A 17,313-nucleotide genomic window follows, 5' to 3' on the forward strand; every position below is an offset into this window, starting at 1 on the left:
CCCGGTATTTCAGGCCGCATCAAATGCTGCCTGCAGCCATTGAGGGCCGGTCGCCTCAATGGTCACGACATCGAAGCGGGCAGGCGGCAGACGGCGCCAGCGCAGCAGGTAATGGTGCGCTGCAAAAATGATGCGGCGCTGCTTCACAAACCCGATGCTGGCCGCGGCACCTCCGTGGTCGGTCCGACTGCGCCTGCGCACCTCGACAAACACCACGGTGCCGTCTGCAGCTTGCATGATCAGGTCGATTTCACCACCCCCTCGGCCGGGCGTCCGATAATTGCGTTGTAGCAAGCGCAAACCGCGCGCTTGCAAATAGGCCAGCGCCTCGTCTTCGCCCGCATCCCCCCGGGCTTTGGTGGTTTCGGCCACCGTGTTCTTTTTGAGGAATTGCATTGACTCCGTCTCCCTTGTCTGCCTCGTTCGCCAAAGCCTTGGAGGCGGCGCGCGATGCTGCCGGATCGCAAAACAACCCGACCAGCACACTGTATGTCGTGGCCACCCCGATTGGCAACCTCGCCGACATCAGCCTGCGGGCTTTGCATGTCTTGGGCCAAGTCGATGCCGTCGCCTGCGAAGACACGCGGCACACCCAACAATTGCTCAGGGCCTACGGCCTCGACCGCCCCGGTTCGCAACTGTTAGCGGTTCATCAACACAACGAAGCCGAGGCAGCCCAAACCGTGATCGCCCGACTGGCGCAAGGCGAGCGGGTGGCCTATGTGAGCGATGCGGGTACGCCAGCCATCAGCGATCCTGGAGCCCGACTGGTGGCGGCCGTGCGGCTAGCAGGTTTTCGTGTGCTGCCCCTGCCAGGCGCAAGCAGCGTGACCACGGCCCTGAGCGCCAGTGGCATGACGGGAGAAAACGGATTTGTATTCACCGGTTTTTTGCCCAGCAAATCGGGCGAACGTCAGCAAGCGGTGCAGTCCTTGGCACAAGAAAGCCGCGCCGTGGTGCTGCTGGAAGCGCCACACCGCATCGAAGCTTTGGCACAGGCACTGTCGGTGTTGGGTGAGCGCCGCGTCACTGTAGGACGTGAGCTGACCAAGCAATTTGAGCAAATTGAATCGGTCGAGGCCCAAGCCTTGCCCGCCTGGCTGGCCGAAAAACCCGATCGCCAGCGCGGTGAGTTTGTGCTGGTGCTGCACGATGCACCTGTCGCGGCATCCGAGGGCGAAGGCCTGCGCGTATTGCAAGTGCTGCTGCCTGAGCTGCCCCTGAAAACGGCCGTCAAGCTGGCGGCCGAAATCACGGGTGAATCAAAAAATGAGTTGTACGACAAAGCCCTCGCACTGAAAAAAGGCTGACAACCGTGCACGCGGTTGTTCGGGGCTGTCTGCAGGCGTCACCGCTTGCGCAAACCCAGCCACATGACGGTGGCAACCACCACCAGTGCCCCCACCAACTGCATGGGGGCAATCGTTTGCCCCAGCACAGCCCAAGCCAAAACCAAGGCAAAAACGGGCTCCACGTTCATGATGGCCGAGTTGCCCACCACGCCCAACTTGGGCAATACCGTGAACATGATGGTGAAGGCGGTCCCGTATAAAAACGTCAACGCCCCCAAACCCCACCAACCCGCGCTGGCATGGGGCAGATGGAAACCACTTTGCGTGGCAGCAACGGCGGCGGCCAACACCGCCACCGTCGCCATGGTCGTGAAGGTACGCAAACGGCCATCCACGTCAGCCGCCTCATGCTGGGTGATGACCATGGCCAAACCGAATGTCGCTGAAGCCGCCAAGGCAAAGGCGATGCCCACCCCGATTTGAGCCCAGTGCTGCGCCGCTCCCAAACCTGAAGCGGCGCCCAACACGTCCAAAGCCAAGGCCAGGCCCAGCAAAAGCAGGGGCATCGCCAGCAAAACCGAACGTTCTGGGCGGTGACCGTACAGCACACGCGCCCAAAATGCCGTCAGAAGTGGGTAGGTGTTGAACGCCAAAAGGGCCAATGCCACTGGCAGTCGGGCCACCGAAGAATAGAGACAGACACTTTGCACAGCGATCAAGAGGCCGATCAGCAGCAAAGTTTTAGGCTGCCGCCCTGACAACTTGAGGCTCACTTTTTGCTGCCAAAGGATCAAGGCCAAGACAAAGGCCGTGATGCTGCTGCGAAAGGTGACCGCGGTCACCACATCCACACCATGGTTGAAGGCGGTTCGGGCGGCCACATGGTTGGCCCCCATCATGAGGGCAATCAGCAAGAGCGTGAGAAAACCGGTCAGGGTCAAACGGGAATAAGAGACCGGGACATTGGTGTGCGATGACATGGGCTCCATTTAACCACCCACTCACCCCGGAGATGACATCCAAGTGACTGGACGTCTTGGGGATCAGGCCACCGTCAAGCGGTGGGATAGGCGCTTGTTTTTTTGCCGTTGCGCGAGCGCCATGGCCTCGTTGATGTCATCTTGCTCAATGGACCGAATCGTTTTGAAATAAAAATAAGCCAAAACAACCGTCAGGACACCAGAAACCACCATAGAAATCCATATCAACATTTTTCACCCCAAAAATAGGCATCGCAACAATTCAATCCATTATTGAGGCAAGCCCTGAAAAGTGTTGTTAAGGATTGTTAGATGTTTGAAAATTGATAATTCAGGCGTTGCTGCTATAGAGGCCTCGCCCCTGCGCATGCAAGCGGCTAAGACCCAGCAAAACGTCGGTCAAAGGCGTTGGAATGTCCGTCAGCTGCCCCAACTCACGCACGGCAGAAACGAGGGCATCGAGCTCGACGGGTTTGCCAGCCTCCACATCTTGCAGCATGGAGGTGCGAAACGCTCCCAATTTACGGGTCAAGGCATGGCGGTCTTCCGGCTGCTGATCGATGGGGATGCCGATCTGTGCACCAATGGCTTTGGCTTCGAGCATGACCCCCGAAATGAATTGGCGAACCAAAGGGTCGTCCAAAATTCGGTCCGTGGTGGCGCCTGTGAAGGCACTGATCGGGTTGATCGTCATGTTGCCCCAGAGCTTGTACCAAATGTCCTTTTGAATTTGCGGCGACAGCGTGGCGTTGAAGCCGGCTGAGCGCAGCATGGCATGCAGCCCCTGCACGCGGGGTGAAGCCTCGCCCGTGGGCTCGCCCACAATCAAACCGTCACCAAAGTGATGACGGATGACGCCAGGCGCATCGACCGAGCAGCTGGCATGAACCACGCAGCCGATGATGTGCCGAGCTGGCAGTGCGCGCGCGATGGTGCCATGGGGGTCCACTGCGTCCAATGAACGTCCGGCTACTGGGCCGCCAAAGCCCTGCAAAAACCACCAAGGCACACCGTTCATGGCCGTCAACACGACGGTGTTGGGCCCGATCAGGGGTCCCACCTGCTGTGCGACAGAAGCCAGCGCAGGGGACTTGACGGAGATGACCACCAAATCCTGGACACCCAAAGCCATGGCATCGTTGGAAGCCTTAACGGGCAAAGTGTGCAACTCACCGCCCTGATGAAGTTGCAGGCCGAACTGCTGCAGCGCGGACAGGGTATCGCCCCTTGCCAAAACGCTGAGTTCCGCCCCGGTGCGTGCCAAATGCACGCCCATCCAGCCGCCGATGGCACCTGCGCCGACGATGGCGATCTTGTTGAATTTCACATCTTTCTTTGTTTCGCTCATGCGCGCCACCCTGTACCCTGCCTGTCCATCTGGCGCACCAGCGCCTCAAACACGTCTTGCCCAGCCCCGTGATGAGGGTTGAACTGCAAGGCATCGCGCGTGCACTTCGCGGCAATGTCTTCCGGCACCGGGATCGGTACACCCATGCTCTGAGTGGCCAACTGGATTTCACAAGCCCGCTGCAAAGTCCACAAAATCGCAAAAGTCTGAGACAAGCTGGAGCCCCATGAAAGCAGACCATGGTTGCGCAAAATCACAGCAGGCTTGCTGCCAATGCTTTGCAGCACGCGCGGGCCTTCCTCTGCATGGATGGTGATGCCCTCAAAGTCATGGTAGGCCACCATGCCATGCAACTGGGCCGAGTAGAAGTTGCTTTGCGACAGGCCGTCCTTCAGGCAAGCCACCGCCACACCTGCTGTCGTGTGCGTGTGCATGACGCAGTGCGCCCCTTCAAGGCCACCGTGCAAAGTGGCATGCACCACAAAACCAGCTGGATTGACCTTGTAGGGCGAGCCGTCCAGCACCTCGCCTTGCATGTTGATCTTGACCAGATTGGAGGCCGTAACCTCGCTGTAGTGCAGGCCAAAAGGGTTGATCAAAAAGTGTTTCTCACCCCCGGTCGCGCTGTCGGGCAAGCGCAGCGTGATGTGGTTGTAAATCATCTCTGTCCAGCCGAGCATGGCAAACACGCGGTAGCAAGCTGCCAGTTCGAGCCGGGCCTGCCATTCGTCGGGATGGACCCGCGCTTGCAGGGAAGGCACCACAGGTTGAGGGGATGGAAACATCGTGATCTCCTTGAGTTGGGGTCGGTCCCAACTGTTGATTGAGTCGGCAGAAAAAATGAATTGGGATCTGACCCCAATTAAATGGGCTCAGTAAGTGGCGCCTTTGACAGGGGTGGCTGAAGTGATTTCTTTTTTGAAGTGCGCGGCCAAATCGGTGGTGTGGCGCATCAAAATTTGAGTGTCCAGTCCCACCGCCACGAACAAAGCACCCATCTGCAGGTACTGCGCAGCCAGTTGGCGGTCGGGCGTGAGGATGCCGGGGGCCTTGCCTGCTTTCAAGATGCGGGCGATGGCTTCCTCAATGGCCGCTTGAACTTCGGGGTGCGCGGCGTTGCCAACATGGCCCATGGAGGCCGACAGGTCAGCCGGGCCAATGAACACGCCATCGACCCCGGGCGTGGCGGCAATGGCGTCCAGATTCTTCAGTGCTTCGCGTGATTCCACCTGCACCAAGAGGCAGACCTCTTGGTTGGCCCGTTTGAAGTAATCGGGGTAGTGGCCCCAGCGCGAGGCCCGTGCACCCGCCATGCCGCGCACACCGCCCAGGCCATCGTCTTGCGGGTAGCGCATGGCTTGTACGAGTTGCGCAGCTTGCTCGGCCGTGTCGACCATGGGCACCAAAATATTTTGCGCCCCTAGGTCCAGGTATTGCTTGATGAGCGCTGTCTCACCCACAGGCACGCGGCACACCGGATGGCCGCCCGGGTATGCGGCCAAGGTTTGCAGCTGCGTCTGGATGCTGCGCAAGTCGTTGGGCGCGTGTTCGCCATCGATCACCAGCCAGTCAAACCCGGCCAGGGCGCAGATTTCGGCGGTGTAAGCGCTGGCCAGTCCCATCCACAGGCCAATCTGGGGCTGTTGGTTTTGCAAGGCTTGCTTGAAAAGGTTTGTGGGCGTGTTCATGGGATGTTTCCTCGATTTAAAGGGATGAAGGCTTGCAGTTTGTTGGGGGCGGGTTGGCGGCTCGGCCGATGTGGCAAAGCGAAGCGCCTCTGAGCCCGGGCCGCCAACCCGCCCCCAACAAGCCTCCACCGACGGTCAACGAAGCCGTGTGTTCAAACAAATCTGAACTCCAGTTTGCCCAAAGGCCCGTAGTCCACGTCAAATACATCACCTACTTTGGCCAGAGCCGGTTTGGTGAAAGAGCCCGCGAGCACAATCTCGCCCGCCTGCAAGTGTTCACCCCAAGGCGCGAGTTTGTTGGCCAACCAGGCGATGCCCACGGCCGGGTGTCCTTGCACGCCCGCCGCGAGACCCGTCTCTTCGACCACGCCGTTTTGGCGAAGCACCGCGCCGCACCACGGCAAGTCGGTGGTGAGCGGGTCGACCCGTTTGGCCCCGAGCAAGATGCCCGCGTTGGCGGCGTTGTCGCTGATGGTGTCATACACCTTGCGCATGACTTTGGTGTGGCGGTCGAACTGCTCGATGCGCGAGTCGATGATCTCAATCGCAGGGGTCACGTAGTCGGTGGCCTCCAGCACCTGCTGCACGGTCACGTTGGGGCCACGCAGTTCTTTCTTGAGGATGAAGGCCAACTCGACCTCGACACGCGGCGCGATGAAATCGGTGAAGGAGATGTCGAGCACTTGACCGGGTGTGCAGTCGTAGCGCATGTCATCCAGCAGCGTGCCGTAATCGGGCTCGTCGATCTGGCTCGAGACCTGCATGGCGCGGCTCGTCAGCCCGATCTTGTGGCCGATCATGGTGCGGCCTTCTGCGAACTTGATCTGCATCCAGGCGCGGTTGATGCGGTAGCCATCTTCGATCATCATACCCGGAAATCGCTTGGAAAAGTGCTCGATCTGCACACGGGATTTTTCGGACTGGTTGAGCTCGTGGGCGAGCTGCTGGATCTGGTCTTCGGTGAACACGGACATGGCTCAAACCTTGTTGAAAAGTGGATGCAGATTGCTGTGCTTGGCGTCAAACACTTCGGGGCCGACGTCGATCTGGAGGGTGATACCGATGTGGCGCTGTGCCATCACGGGTGCAAAAAAGGCTTTGGCCACTTCGAGCAAGGTTTGCCCGGCGCTTTGTTGTGTGGCTTCTGTGCGGCCACGGCCCATGCGGACATTCAAGTACACAAAGGCGTAATCACCTGAGCCGCCTGCAGCCTGGCCTGCCGCGCCGCCATCGGCCACTGCGTAGTGCGGCGCCGGGTAGGCCAGCACGCGTGTGCCGCCTGTGGGGAAAACTTGTTTGCCAGACTCGTCTTTTACGGTGAGCATGGCGTCGGCCATTTGGCGGCACAGGGTCGTCATGTTGACCTCGGCGTCCAACTGACCGGTGTAGAGAATCACAAGATGCGGCATGGGTCGCGCTCCTCAAAGGCGGGTGCTGATGGCCGTGTAGCCCTCGGCACGGCTGGCCACGGCGGCGGGCACTTGGCTGCCGTCTTGCGGTGTGACGTCAAAAATCGCGTTGAGCTGGCCTGTGCCGCTGGCCCCGAAGTAAGGCGTCACCATGTCCACGCCGCCGTCATAGCCGGTCCAACCCAAAGCGCCCATCAGCATGGCGGTGTCGTGCATGAAGCCTTCGCCGTGGCCTTTGCTCGCGTACTCGGGCAGCATCTCGCAAAAGGTTTTCCATTCGCGGTTGCCCCACATCTGCAAGACTTGCTTGTCGAGTTGCTCCAAAAATGGGCTCCAGATTTTGTGCGCGAATTCGGGCGCCAGGCCGTTTTGCGCAAAACGGTGTGAGAGCGAGCCACTGGCCAAAAACGCCACCTTGCCGTCGTAATGCTTTTCCACCGCCTCGCGCATGGCCCAGCCCAGGCGGGCGCTGTCGCCCAGGTAATGCACCATGCACAGCGCCGACACCGAGACCACCTTGAAGTGCTGGTCTTCGTTCATGTAGCGCAGCGGCACCAGCGTGCCGTATTCCGGGTCGAGCGTGGTGTTGTCGTGGGCCAGCGTTTCCACGCCGTGCGCGTTGGCCACTTTGGCCAGCAGGTGGCCCAACTCGGGGTTGCCCGGTGACTCAAAAGCCATGTGGTTGATGAAGTGTGGCAGCTCGTTGCTGGTGTAGCTGCCCTTGAAGTGCGGCGCACAGTTGATGTGGTAGTTCGCGTTGACCAGCCAGTGCGTGTCGAACACCACCAGCGTGTCCACACCCATGGCACGGCAGCGGCGGCTGATTTCTTTGTGGCCGTCGATGGCGCTTTGGCGTGTGCCAAAACGTGGCCCCGGGATTTCGCTCAGGTACATGCTGGGCACGTGGGTGATTTTGGCGGCGAGGGCAAGTTGTCCCATGGGGTGTCCTTTGAATGGGCTTTGAATCAGATGACGTGCAACAAGGTCAAGCCCCACACCAGCCAAAGCCCCAGCAGTACCAGCATGCTGGCCGCAAAGAGTTTGAAGCGCGTGAACACCACATTGCGGCCGCAATGCACCACACTGTGGCCCACTCTCAGCAACACATACATGCAGGCCAGCACCAAAGCGCCGATGCTGACCGTTTGCGTGACATAAAGACCGGTACACGCCAGATAAAACATGACCGGTGTTTCAAACAAGTTGGAGAAATTGTCGGCGCAGCGGGTGTCTTTGAGGGCCGCCGCAAACTCGCTGCGTGTGGACACTTTTTGGGGGTGCACACGCAGCGCCTTGAATTGCCGAACACGCTCGCGAAACGTCAAGTAAGCGACCACCAGCACCAAAGCCATCATGGCAAATACAGGTGCCCAAATGGCCAATGGGTTCACAGTCATTGTCATCTCCGGTTGGTAGGTCGGTGTACTCAAACGCCCCAATGTGGGATGTGGTGACCGCCGAGGCTCACCGCCACGTTTTTAGGCTCACAAAACACTTCGTAGCTCCAGGTGCCGCCTTCGCGGCCCGTGCCGCTGGCCTTGGTGCCGCCAAAGGGTTGGCGCAGGTCGCGCACGTTCTGGCTGTTGACAAAGCACATGCCCGCTTCCACCGCAGCGGCCACGCGGTGGGCTTTGCCCAGGTTCTCGGTCCACACATAGCTGGACAGGCCGTATTCGATGTCGTTGGCTTTTTCAATGGCATCCTGCTCGTCCTTGAAGGGGATCAGACAGGCCACAGGACCGAAGATTTCTTCTTGCGCGATGCGCATGCGGTTGTCGACATCGGCAAACACGGTGGGCCAGACGAAGTTGCCGTTCTTCACATGCGCGGGCAGGTCGGCGGCGTAGCCGGGTTGGTCCAGTCCGCCACAGAGCATGGTTGCGCCTTCTTTGGGGCCGAGTTCGATGTAGCTGCGCACCTTGGCCAGATGGGCTTTGGAGATCATGGGGCCGACGATGGTTTTTTCATCCAGCGGATCGCCCACGGTGATGCGTTTGGCGCGCTCGGCAAATTTGGCGGCGAAGTCGGCGTATATGCTTTGCTGCACCAAGATACGGCTGCCAGCGGTGCAGCGCTCGCCGTTGTTGCTGAAAATCATGAAGATGGCGGCGTCCAGCGCTCGGTCAAGATCAGCGTCTTCAAAAATCACGAAGGGGCTCTTGCCGCCGAGCTCCATGCTGAACTTTTTGAGGCCCGCGCTTTGCACGATGCGGTTGCCCGTGACGGTGGAGCCGGTGAAGCTGATGGCGCGCACATCGCGGTGCGAGACCAGCGGCTCGCCCGCCTCTTTGCCGTAGCCGTGCACCAGGTTGAGCACGCCAGCGGGCACGCCCGCTTCCAGCGCCAGCTCGCCCAGACGCGCTGCGCTCAAGGGCGAGAGCTCGCTCATCTTGAGCACGGCGGTGTTGCCAAAGGCCAGGCACGGCGCAACCTTCCAGGTGGCGGTCATGAAGGGCACGTTCCAGGGACTGATGAGGGCGCACACGCCCACCGGGTGGAACAGCGTATAGTTCAGGTGTGTGGGCGTGGGGTAGGTGTGGCCATCCACACGGGTGCACATCTCGGCAAAGTAGTGGAAGTTGTCGGCCGCACGCGGCACCAGCTGCTTGCCGGTCTGGCTGATGGTTTGGCCGCAGTCGCGTGTCTCGGTTTCCGAGATGTCAGGCACATGTTTCGTGATCAGATCGCCCAACTTGCGCATGATCTTGGCGCGTTCTGTGGCGGGCGTGGCAGCCCACTTGGGGAAAGCGGCTTTGGCGGCGGCCACAGCGGCATTGACCTCGGCTTCGCCGCCCGAGGCCACTTCGGCCAACACTTCTTGCGAGGCAGGGTTGATGGTCTCGAAGTAGTTGCTGCCTGCGACGCTCTTACCGTTGATCAGGTGATCGATTTTCATATCGGGTATTCCTCGGTTTTTTGTGGGAGCGACGCCCTCGTCGCGATCGGTGAAGCACTCAGCTTGCAAATGCATCATCGCGACGGGGGCGTCGCTCCTACAGATTCAGGTCATGATGAAACGATGGTGTTGGTCAAGGCGCCGAGGCCTTCGATCTCGGTGACGATCACGTCGCCGGGTTGGCAGTCGACGATGCCGTCGGGCGTACCGGTCAGGATCAGGTCACCGGGGTTGAGTGTCATGAAGCTGCTGAAGTACTCAATCAGCGTGGGCACATCGAAAATCATGTCGGCGGTGCTGCCGCTTTGGGTGACTTTGCCGTTCACGGTGGTCTGCAATTTCAGCGCCATCGGGTTGGGCACATCCGCTGCATCGACCAGCCAGGGGCCAATCGGCGTGCAGGTGTCACGGTTTTTCACGCGCAGGTTAGGGCGGTACCAGTTTTCCAGGTAGTCGCGGATGGCGTAGTCGTTGACCACGGTGTAGCCGGCGATGTAATCGTAGGCATCGACTTTCTTCACACGGCGTGCAGTGCGGCCGATGACCACGGCCAACTCGCACTCGTAGTGCATGTATTTCACGTCTGCCGGACGCAGGGTGAGGGCCTTGTGCCCGATCAGCGAGGCTTCGCCCTTCATGAAGGCCAGCGGCTCTTCAGGGGCCTTGAAGGCGAGTTCTTTGGCATGGTCGGCGTAGTTCAGTCCCAGCGCGATCACGGTGCGTGCTTGCGGCACGGGGGCCACTGGCGGCAACCAGACCACCTCGTCAAATTCCACACGGAGGCCCTTGTGCGGGCCTTGTGTGATGAGCAATTGGCCGTCGGATTCAACGGCTTGCTGGATGGCGCCGGACCAGGCGATGCGTGCGTGTTTCATGCGGCACCTCGCACTGAGGAGACAACAGAAGCAAAGCCCGGTGCAGAAAGTTCCACCCGATCTCCAGCCCGTGCGCGTGGGCGTGTGCCATCGGCCAAGCAATCGGTGCCGACCATCAGCACATCCCCGGGCTGCAGCGTCATGAATTCGCCCACATCGGCCAGCAAGGCAGGCAAGCCGCGCACCAACTCGCGCAGGTCAACGGTTTGCACCACGTCGCCATTGCGCCGCACGGCGATCTGCAACGCGGCCCAGTCAGACACTTGGCCAACTGACACCTGCTGCGGCAAAGCCAGAAAACCATCGCGGCAGCGGAACTTGACCGGCGGGCGGTAATAGCTCGCATGCGGCACAGTCCACTCGTTCAGCAGCGCAGCACCCGTCACTTGGCCGTCGATCCCGATCACCAGGCCCAGTGTCGCGGCGATGTCGACTTCAGTCACGCCGTCTTGCAAAACCAGGTCTTGCCCAGCCGGGCTGAAGGTGTTGGCCGTCTTGACGTAAAGGACGGGCGCTTGGGGTGCGGCTTTGTGCGGGTCTTGTGTCATGCGTGGGGACCAAAGGTCCCACTCGCGGCGAAAGTTGAGCAAGGTGCCGTACACCGTGCCAGTCGGTTGCCATGAAGGTGTCCACGGGTTCATCGTTCTTCTTCCTCGGCCAGCTCTTCTGGCGTTTCTGTGTCAGGGGTTTCGAGCGCGATCACCTCGTCGAGCAATGCGTACAGCTGCCCCAACTTGGCCTTGCCCAGCTGCTGCTCCATCCAGCTGTAGTGCGCCTCAATGGTTTGCGACAACGCCTGCACCTTGTCTAGCCCTAGAGCTGTGGCGCGCACCACGGTGCGGCGGGCGTCTTGCGTGCAGCGCGAGCGTTCAATCAGGCCATCGCGCTCCATGCGGGTGAGGACGCCGGTCAGGCTGGGCCCAAGCAGGTAAGCCTCTCGGGCGACTCGGCCAGTTTCTGTGCCCGCCAAGTCATGGGCATGCTCGCCGAGCACCCGAAGCACGCGCCACTGCTGGTCAGACAGGCCATGCTGACGCAAGCTCGGGCGGGTGTGGGCCATGACGGCTTCACGCGCCTGCAGCAGCAAACGCGGCAAGTTCCGGTGGACGAATGGGGTGGATGCGCTCATTTATTTAACATGTTAAATGATTGGGTGCGTATCCATATGCGGGTTTTCACTAGGAATCGACATACTTAGGAAAGGAAGACCGTCGCACAAATCTTTAAGATGGTTTTCTCTCAATCAATGGTTTCAGTCTGTACACCATGCCCACCCATACTTTGCTGTCTAGCCTGAGCGCCCCGATTGTCCAAGCGCCTATGGCGGGCGCTCAAAACCACCGCCTGAGCTTGGCCGTTTGCGAAGCCGGTGGCTTGGGTTCTCTGGCCGCGGCCATGCTCAGCCCGCAAGACCTGCAATCTGAACTGCTGGCCTTGAAGGCGGGAACCCGTGCGCCCTACAACGTCAACTTTTTTTGCCACACACCTCCCTTGCCTGACCCCGCGCGTGAAGCCCGCTGGCACCAAACCCTGGCGCCCTATTACCGCGAACTGGGCTTGGATGCGAACAGCATTCCAACGGGCCCAGGGCGCGTGCCCTTCAGCCATGACAGCGCCGACGTGCTGGAGGCCTTTCGCCCGGCGGTGGTGAGTTTCCACTTTGGCTTGCCTGCACCCGATTTGCTGGCTCGGGTGAAGAGTTGGGGCAGTTTGGTGTGGTCGTCTGCCACCACCGTACAAGAGGCTTTGTGGCTGCAAGCGAAGGGCGTGGACGCCGTCATTGCCCAAGGGCTAGAAGCCGGTGGTCACCGGGGCATGTTCCTCACCGATGACCTTTCTACCCAAATCGGCACCTTCGCGCTCTTGCCCCAAATCGTGAATGCGGTGCGTGTCCCTGTGATCGCAGCGGGTGGTATTGCCACGAGTCAGGGTGTGGTGGCCGCCCGGCACATGGGGGCATCAGGCGTTCAAATCGGCACCGCTTATTTGTGCAGCCACGAGGCCACGACCAGTGCTTTGCACAGAGCCGCACTTCAATCACCTGCGGCGCAGCACACGGCGCTCACCCATTTGTTCAGCGGTCGCCCGGCACGTGGCATCGTCAACCGCATCATGCGCGATTTGAGTGCCCTGAGTGATCAGGCCCCTGCTTTCCCACTGGCCACAGCCGGTATCGCCCCCTTGAGGGCAGCAGCGGAAGCCCAAGGCCGGAGTGATTTCACACCCTTATGGTCTGGTCAAAACGCATCCAGCATCCAAAGCATCGGCGCCCAAGAGATCACGCAAGAGTTTGTCGATGCATGGCGAGCCGCCAGCTGAAAATTTGTAGGCCCTTTGGCAACGAACGTCACAGGGCCGAAGGCACAATCCCCCCATGGCCAAAGACAAATCGATATTCACCTGCACCGAATGCGGCGGCACCAGCGCCCGCTGGATGGGCAAATGTCCCAGCTGCAATGCGTGGAACACTCTGATCGAAGGCTCGACAGAGCCCGCAGGTGGCAAAAACCGCTTTGGCTCGGTGCATGCCTCGCTCGCCCCCACCTCCGAGGTGTTGCCGCTGGCCCAAATCGAAGCGGCCGACTTTGAACGTCACCCTACCGGCATCGACGAGCTCGACCGGGTGCTGGGCGGCGGCATGGTTGAAGGCGGCGTTGTGCTGATCGGTGGCGACCCGGGCATCGGCAAATCCACCTTGCTGTTGCAAGCGGTGGACGCGCTGCAACGCAGCGGGATGAACACGCTGTATGTGACGGGTGAAGAAAGCGGCGCGCAAGTGGCCATGCGATCGCGTCGCTTGGGCCTGCCCGACTCGCAAGTGCCGGTGCTGCCCGAAATTCAACTTGAAAAGATCCTGCACACCCTGCAATCACGCCAGCCTGGCATCGCCATCATCGACTCGATCCAGACGGTCTATTCGGACCAACTGACCAGCGCCCCCGGTTCGGTGGCGCAGGTGCGCGAATGCGCCGCGCACCTCACGCGCACGGCCAAGTCAACCGGCACCACCATCGTGCTGGTGGGCCATGTGACCAAAGAAGGCGCACTGGCTGGCCCGCGCGTGTTGGAACACATGGTGGACACGGTCCTGTACTTTGAAGGCGATACCCACTCAAACTTCCGCCTGATTCGCGCCATCAAGAACCGCTTTGGGGCGGTGAACGAAATCGGCGTTTTTGCCATGACCGAAAAAGGCCTGAAAGGGGTGAGCAACCCCAGCGCCATTTTCTTGAGCCAACACGCCGAGCCCGTGCCAGGCAGCTGCGTGATGGTCACGCTCGAAGGAACACGACCTCTTTTGGTTGAAATTCAAGCCCTGGTGGACAGCGGTGGCCCATCGCCTCGCCGTTTGAGCGTGGGCTTGGACCGCGACCGCCTGGCCATGTTGTTGGCGGTGCTGCACCGCCACGCGGGGGTGGCCTGTATGGACCAGGACGTGTTTGTGAATGCAGTGGGCGGCGTGCGCATCAGCGAACCGGCGGCCGACCTGGCGGTGATGCTGGCGATCACCAGCAGCCTGCGCGGCAAACCGCTGCCCAAAGGCTTCATCGCCTTTGGCGAAGTAGGCCTGGCAGGTGAGGTGCGCCCTGCCCCGCGCGGTCAGGATCGGTTGAAAGAAGCGGCCAAACTCGGCTTCAAAGTGGCGGTGGTCCCCAAGGCCAATGCACCCAAGAAGAACGACAAGTCGTTTGAGGGCTTGACCATCTACCCGGTTGAGCGCATCGAGGAGGCCATGCAGGTCGTGCGGGGACTGGACTGACCCACCGCACAGTCAAGGCACAATCGGCCCCCATGAATTTCAACAAAATACTGGCCCCAGTGGTCATTGTCGGTTTCACTGTCGGTGCATGGCAGGCTTTTCAATGGGCGGGAATTGCCTTGGCGATCGGCGGCGTGGTGATGTGGATCTTGCTGCACTTCACACGCATGGTCACGATCTTGAAGAAAGCCGCAGACCGCCCCATTGGCCATGTGGCCAGCGCCGTCATGCTCAATGCCAAGCTGCGCAAAGGTGTCAACTTGATGCATGTCATCGCCATGACCCGTTCATTGGGCATGCTTTTGACAGAAAAAGACGCGCAGCCCGAAATTTACACCTGGACCGATACCAGCCAATCGGTGGTCACCTGCACCTTTGTCGGCGGCAAACTGACCGAGTGGACACTGGTACGCCCTCAAGAGCCAAACCCTTAAAATCACAGGTAATCCCGTTTATCGCGGCTAATTCAAAGGAAACTTTCATGAGCGTTGTCATCCCCTCCATGTCAGACCGTGACGGCAAAATCTGGATGGACGGCCAGATGGTCGATTGGCGCGATGCCAAGATCCATGTGCTGAGTCACACCCTGCACTACGGTTGCGGCGCATTTGAAGGCGTGCGCGCTTACAAAACGGAACAAGGCACCGCCATCTTCCGTTTGGCGGAGCACACCGAGCGCCTGTTCAACAGCGCCAAGATCTTGCGCATGAACATCCCCTTCACCCAAGCCCAAGTCAACGAGGCCCAGTGCGCCGTGGTGCGTGAGAACAATTTGGAAAGCGGCTACATCCGCCCCTTGACTTGGATTGGCGACAAAAAGCTGGGCGTCAGCCCCAAGGGCAACACCATCCACCTGATGGTGGCCGCCTGGACTTGGGGTGCGTACCTGGGCGAAGAAGGCATGAAGCGGGGCATCCGCGTGAAAACCTCCAGCTACACCCGCCACCATGTCAACATCACCATGACACAGGCCAAGGCGGTGAGCAACTACACCAACAGCATTTTGGCCAACATGGAAGTGACCGACGAGGGTTACGACGAAGCCCTGTTGCTCGACACCTCGGGCTTTGTGTCCGAAGGCGCTGGCGAGAACATTTTTGTGGTCAAGAACGGCGTGATCTACACCCCAGACTTGTCGGCTGGCGCCTTGAACGGCATCACCCGCAACACGGTGTTCCACATCGCCAAAGACTTGGGTCTGGAGATCGTGCAAAAGCGCATCACCCGCGACGAGGTGTACATCGCTGACGAAGCCTTCTTCACCGGTACCGCCGCCGAAGTCACGCCGATTCGCGAACTCGACCGCATTGCCTTGGGCAAAGACGACTACGTGGGCAGCCGCGGCCCCATCACCGAAAAAATCCAGAGCGCCTTCTTTGACATCGTCAACGGCCGCAACCCCAAGTACGCCCACTGGCTGACTTTGGTTTAAGGAGAAACTAATGAGCACCCAAGCTGTTGAACTGCTGGCCACCGACCTGAACCCCCAAGGCGGTGTGTTTTGTCCCAGCCCCAAAGCCGACATGAAACTCTGGAACAGCCACCCCAAGGTCTATTTGGATGTGGCCAAAACTGGTCAGGGCAAATGCCCCTATTGCGGCACGGTTTACAAGTTGAAGGCGGGCGAAGTGGTGGGACACCACCATTGAATTTCCGCACAAGGCATCAAACCTCCTTGGCGTGCACCCTTGAGGCCAGCGCCACCAACAACAGCACCGGCAAGCCCAACCATGCCGTTACCGTGAAGAACGTGGCGTAGCCGTGGGCATCCACAAAGTCGCCCGAAAACCCGGCAATGAACTTGGGCAACAAAAGCATCATGGAGCTGAGCAGAGCGTATTGCGTGGCCGAATAGCTGATGTTGGTGAGTGACGACAAATAAGCAATAAAGGCTGCCGAGGCGATGCCACTGGCCAGGTTGTCAGCCGAGATGACCCAGACCAAGGCCTGCACGTCATGCCCCACACCGCTGAGCCAGACAAAGAGCAAGTTGCTGGCAGCGCTCAGCACCGCGCCCAGCATGAGCACGCGCATGACACCCCATCGCGCAGACATCACACCGCCTACGAATGCCCCCACCAAAGTCATGATGACGCCATACACCTTGGTGACCCCGGCCACTTCGGTTTTGGTGAAACCCATGTCCACATAAAAGGGATTGGCCATGATCCCCATCACCACGTCGCTGATGCGGTAAACGGCAATCAACGCCAACAGAAGCACGGCCTGCCAGCGGTAACGAAGCCAAAAATCAGCAAAAGGTTCGACCACAGCCCCTTTGAGCCACTCGGCCACATTGCGCGCAGGCTTAAAGGGCGCAGGCACCGGCTCGGGTGACGCCAGCACCACCCACATGCCCGGCAGCATGCTGAGCGCCATGACCAAATAAGCCGCCTGCCAGGCCGACTGCACATAGCCTGTGGCTTGCTCGCCCTGGGCCCAAGCCGCCACCCACAACACACCCGCCCCAGCCCAAATCATGGCCAGGCGATACCCGGTTTGGTAACTGGCCGCCAAAGCGGCTTGGGCATTGACCTCGGCCGACTCGATGCGGTAAGCGTCCAGGGCAATGTCTTGCGTGGCCGAAGCGATGGCCACGGCCAAAGCACAAGCCACCAAGGGGCCGAGCAGTTGCGAAGGATCGTTCAGTGCCATGCCCACCAAACCTCCAGCAATGACCATTTGCGACAACAGCAGCCAGCTGCGTCTACGGCCAAACTGACGCGTGAGCAAAGGAATGGGCATGCGGTCTACCAAGGGTGCCCACATCCATTTCACACCATATGCCAAGCCCACCCAGCTCAGGTAACCAATGGTGCTGCGGTCAATTCCTGCCTCACGCAGCCTAAAACTGAGTGTGCCCAGCACCAGCAGCAAGGGCAACCCTGCAGCAAAACCCAAGGCCATCATGCGAAGGCTGGCGGGTTGCAAATACAGTTGCAGGGCTTCGCGCCAAGTGCGCACGGCACTTGCCACGGGCAAATCAGAAGGTTTAGGGTGAGAGGCCATACCGCCATTATCGAATGAGGACCGAAACGCATTTCAAACTGGATGCGAGCCCTTCG

General features: G+C 60.0%; 20 protein-coding genes. 6 read left to right on the top strand and 14 right to left on the bottom strand.

The window, feature by feature from the left end:
• Positions 1 to 9: 9 nt before the first annotated feature.
• Positions 10 to 396 carry a YraN family protein gene (locus SWE17_RS13690; RefSeq protein WP_322993638.1) on the bottom strand — a complete coding sequence of 129 codons (387 nt, stop codon included), beginning with the start codon at positions 394 to 396 and terminating at the stop codon, positions 10 to 12.
• Positions 397 to 410: 14 nt separating this feature from the next.
• Between SWE17_RS13690 and rsmI the strand changes: the two genes are divergently transcribed.
• A complete protein-coding gene (gene rsmI / locus SWE17_RS13695) occupies positions 411 to 1,310 on the top strand; it encodes a 16S rRNA (cytidine(1402)-2'-O)-methyltransferase (protein ID WP_322993639.1) in 900 nt (299 codons plus the stop codon).
• A 38-nt stretch (positions 1,311 to 1,348) separates the two neighbouring features.
• Here rsmI and SWE17_RS13700 read toward each other — a convergent pair whose 3' ends face one another.
• The 12 genes from SWE17_RS13700 to hpaR all read right to left on the bottom strand — a co-directional run bounded on the left by SWE17_RS13700 (position 1,349) and on the right by hpaR (position 11,617).
• The gene (locus SWE17_RS13700; protein ID WP_322993640.1) at positions 1,349 to 2,272 is read right to left on the bottom strand and encodes a DMT family transporter; all 924 of its coding nucleotides are present in this window, start codon (positions 2,270 to 2,272) and stop codon (positions 1,349 to 1,351) included.
• A 331-nt stretch (positions 2,273 to 2,603) separates the two neighbouring features.
• Positions 2,604 to 3,620: a 2-dehydropantoate 2-reductase gene (locus SWE17_RS13705; protein WP_322993641.1), complete on the bottom strand. Its 1,017-nt coding sequence runs from the start codon at positions 3,618 to 3,620 to the stop codon at positions 2,604 to 2,606.
• Positions 3,617 to 4,405, bottom strand: coding sequence for a class II aldolase/adducin family protein (locus tag SWE17_RS13710; protein ID WP_322993642.1), 789 nt, complete (start codon positions 4,403 to 4,405; stop codon positions 3,617 to 3,619). The genes SWE17_RS13705 and SWE17_RS13710 overlap by 4 nt, the downstream gene beginning before the upstream one ends.
• Positions 4,406 to 4,492: 87 nt before the next feature.
• Complete coding sequence (locus tag SWE17_RS13715; RefSeq protein WP_322993643.1) at positions 4,493 to 5,308, bottom strand: HpcH/HpaI aldolase/citrate lyase family protein; 816 nt, start codon at positions 5,306 to 5,308, stop codon at positions 4,493 to 4,495.
• Between the two features lie 152 nt (positions 5,309 to 5,460).
• Positions 5,461 to 6,282, bottom strand: a complete 822-nt coding sequence (gene hpaH / locus SWE17_RS13720) for a 2-oxo-hept-4-ene-1,7-dioate hydratase (RefSeq protein WP_416235017.1) — start codon at positions 6,280 to 6,282, stop codon at positions 5,461 to 5,463.
• Positions 6,283 to 6,285: 3 nt separating this feature from the next.
• A complete protein-coding gene (locus SWE17_RS13725; protein ID WP_322993644.1) occupies positions 6,286 to 6,717 on the bottom strand; it encodes a 5-carboxymethyl-2-hydroxymuconate isomerase in 432 nt (143 codons plus the stop codon).
• Between the two features lie 12 nt (positions 6,718 to 6,729).
• Positions 6,730 to 7,656, bottom strand: coding sequence for a 3,4-dihydroxyphenylacetate 2,3-dioxygenase (gene hpaD / locus SWE17_RS13730; protein WP_322993645.1), 927 nt, complete (start codon positions 7,654 to 7,656; stop codon positions 6,730 to 6,732).
• Positions 7,657 to 7,682: 26 nt separating this feature from the next.
• Positions 7,683 to 8,114: an MAPEG family protein gene (locus SWE17_RS13735; RefSeq protein ID WP_322993646.1), complete on the bottom strand. Its 432-nt coding sequence runs from the start codon at positions 8,112 to 8,114 to the stop codon at positions 7,683 to 7,685.
• 29 nt (positions 8,115 to 8,143) lie between these two features.
• Positions 8,144 to 9,613 (bottom strand): 5-carboxymethyl-2-hydroxymuconate semialdehyde dehydrogenase, encoded by a 1,470-nt coding sequence (gene hpaE / locus SWE17_RS13740; protein ID WP_322993647.1) that lies wholly within the window; start codon positions 9,611 to 9,613, stop codon positions 8,144 to 8,146.
• Positions 9,614 to 9,723: 110 nt separating this feature from the next.
• Positions 9,724 to 10,488, bottom strand: coding sequence for a fumarylacetoacetate hydrolase family protein (locus SWE17_RS13745; protein ID WP_322993648.1), 765 nt, complete (start codon positions 10,486 to 10,488; stop codon positions 9,724 to 9,726).
• Complete coding sequence (locus tag SWE17_RS13750; RefSeq protein WP_322993649.1) at positions 10,485 to 11,129, bottom strand: fumarylacetoacetate hydrolase family protein; 645 nt, start codon at positions 11,127 to 11,129, stop codon at positions 10,485 to 10,487. Before SWE17_RS13750 ends, SWE17_RS13745 begins: the two co-directional genes overlap by 4 nt.
• Positions 11,126 to 11,617 (bottom strand): homoprotocatechuate degradation operon regulator HpaR, encoded by a 492-nt coding sequence (gene hpaR, locus SWE17_RS13755; RefSeq protein WP_322993650.1) that lies wholly within the window; start codon positions 11,615 to 11,617, stop codon positions 11,126 to 11,128. The genes SWE17_RS13750 and hpaR overlap by 4 nt, the downstream gene beginning before the upstream one ends.
• A 137-nt stretch (positions 11,618 to 11,754) precedes the next feature.
• Between hpaR and SWE17_RS13760 the strand changes: the two genes are divergently transcribed.
• The 5 genes from SWE17_RS13760 to SWE17_RS13780 are packed head-to-tail and all read left to right on the top strand — an operon-like array spanning position 11,755 to position 15,897.
• The gene (locus SWE17_RS13760) at positions 11,755 to 12,807 is read left to right on the top strand and encodes a nitronate monooxygenase (RefSeq protein WP_322993651.1); all 1,053 of its coding nucleotides are present in this window, start codon (positions 11,755 to 11,757) and stop codon (positions 12,805 to 12,807) included.
• Positions 12,808 to 12,862: 55 nt separating this feature from the next.
• Positions 12,863 to 14,248, top strand: coding sequence for a DNA repair protein RadA (gene radA, locus SWE17_RS13765; protein WP_322993652.1), 1,386 nt, complete (start codon positions 12,863 to 12,865; stop codon positions 14,246 to 14,248).
• A 32-nt stretch (positions 14,249 to 14,280) separates the two neighbouring features.
• Complete coding sequence (locus tag SWE17_RS13770; RefSeq protein WP_322993653.1) at positions 14,281 to 14,682, top strand: glycerate kinase; 402 nt, start codon at positions 14,281 to 14,283, stop codon at positions 14,680 to 14,682.
• Between the two features lie 47 nt (positions 14,683 to 14,729).
• Positions 14,730 to 15,680: a branched-chain amino acid transaminase gene (locus SWE17_RS13775; RefSeq protein WP_322993654.1), complete on the top strand. Its 951-nt coding sequence runs from the start codon at positions 14,730 to 14,732 to the stop codon at positions 15,678 to 15,680.
• Positions 15,681 to 15,690: 10 nt separating this feature from the next.
• The gene (locus tag SWE17_RS13780) at positions 15,691 to 15,897 is read left to right on the top strand and encodes a zinc-finger domain-containing protein (protein ID WP_322993655.1); all 207 of its coding nucleotides are present in this window, start codon (positions 15,691 to 15,693) and stop codon (positions 15,895 to 15,897) included.
• 16 nt (positions 15,898 to 15,913) lie between these two features.
• On the opposite strand, the gene SWE17_RS13785 is transcribed toward SWE17_RS13780, so the two are convergent.
• Positions 15,914 to 17,257, bottom strand: coding sequence for an AmpG family muropeptide MFS transporter (locus SWE17_RS13785; protein ID WP_322993656.1), 1,344 nt, complete (start codon positions 17,255 to 17,257; stop codon positions 15,914 to 15,916).
• Between the last annotated feature and the right edge of the window lie 56 nt (positions 17,258 to 17,313).

The organism is Limnohabitans sp. (assembly GCF_034680285.1).
Taxonomy (GTDB): domain Bacteria; phylum Pseudomonadota; class Gammaproteobacteria; order Burkholderiales; family Burkholderiaceae_C; genus Limnohabitans_A.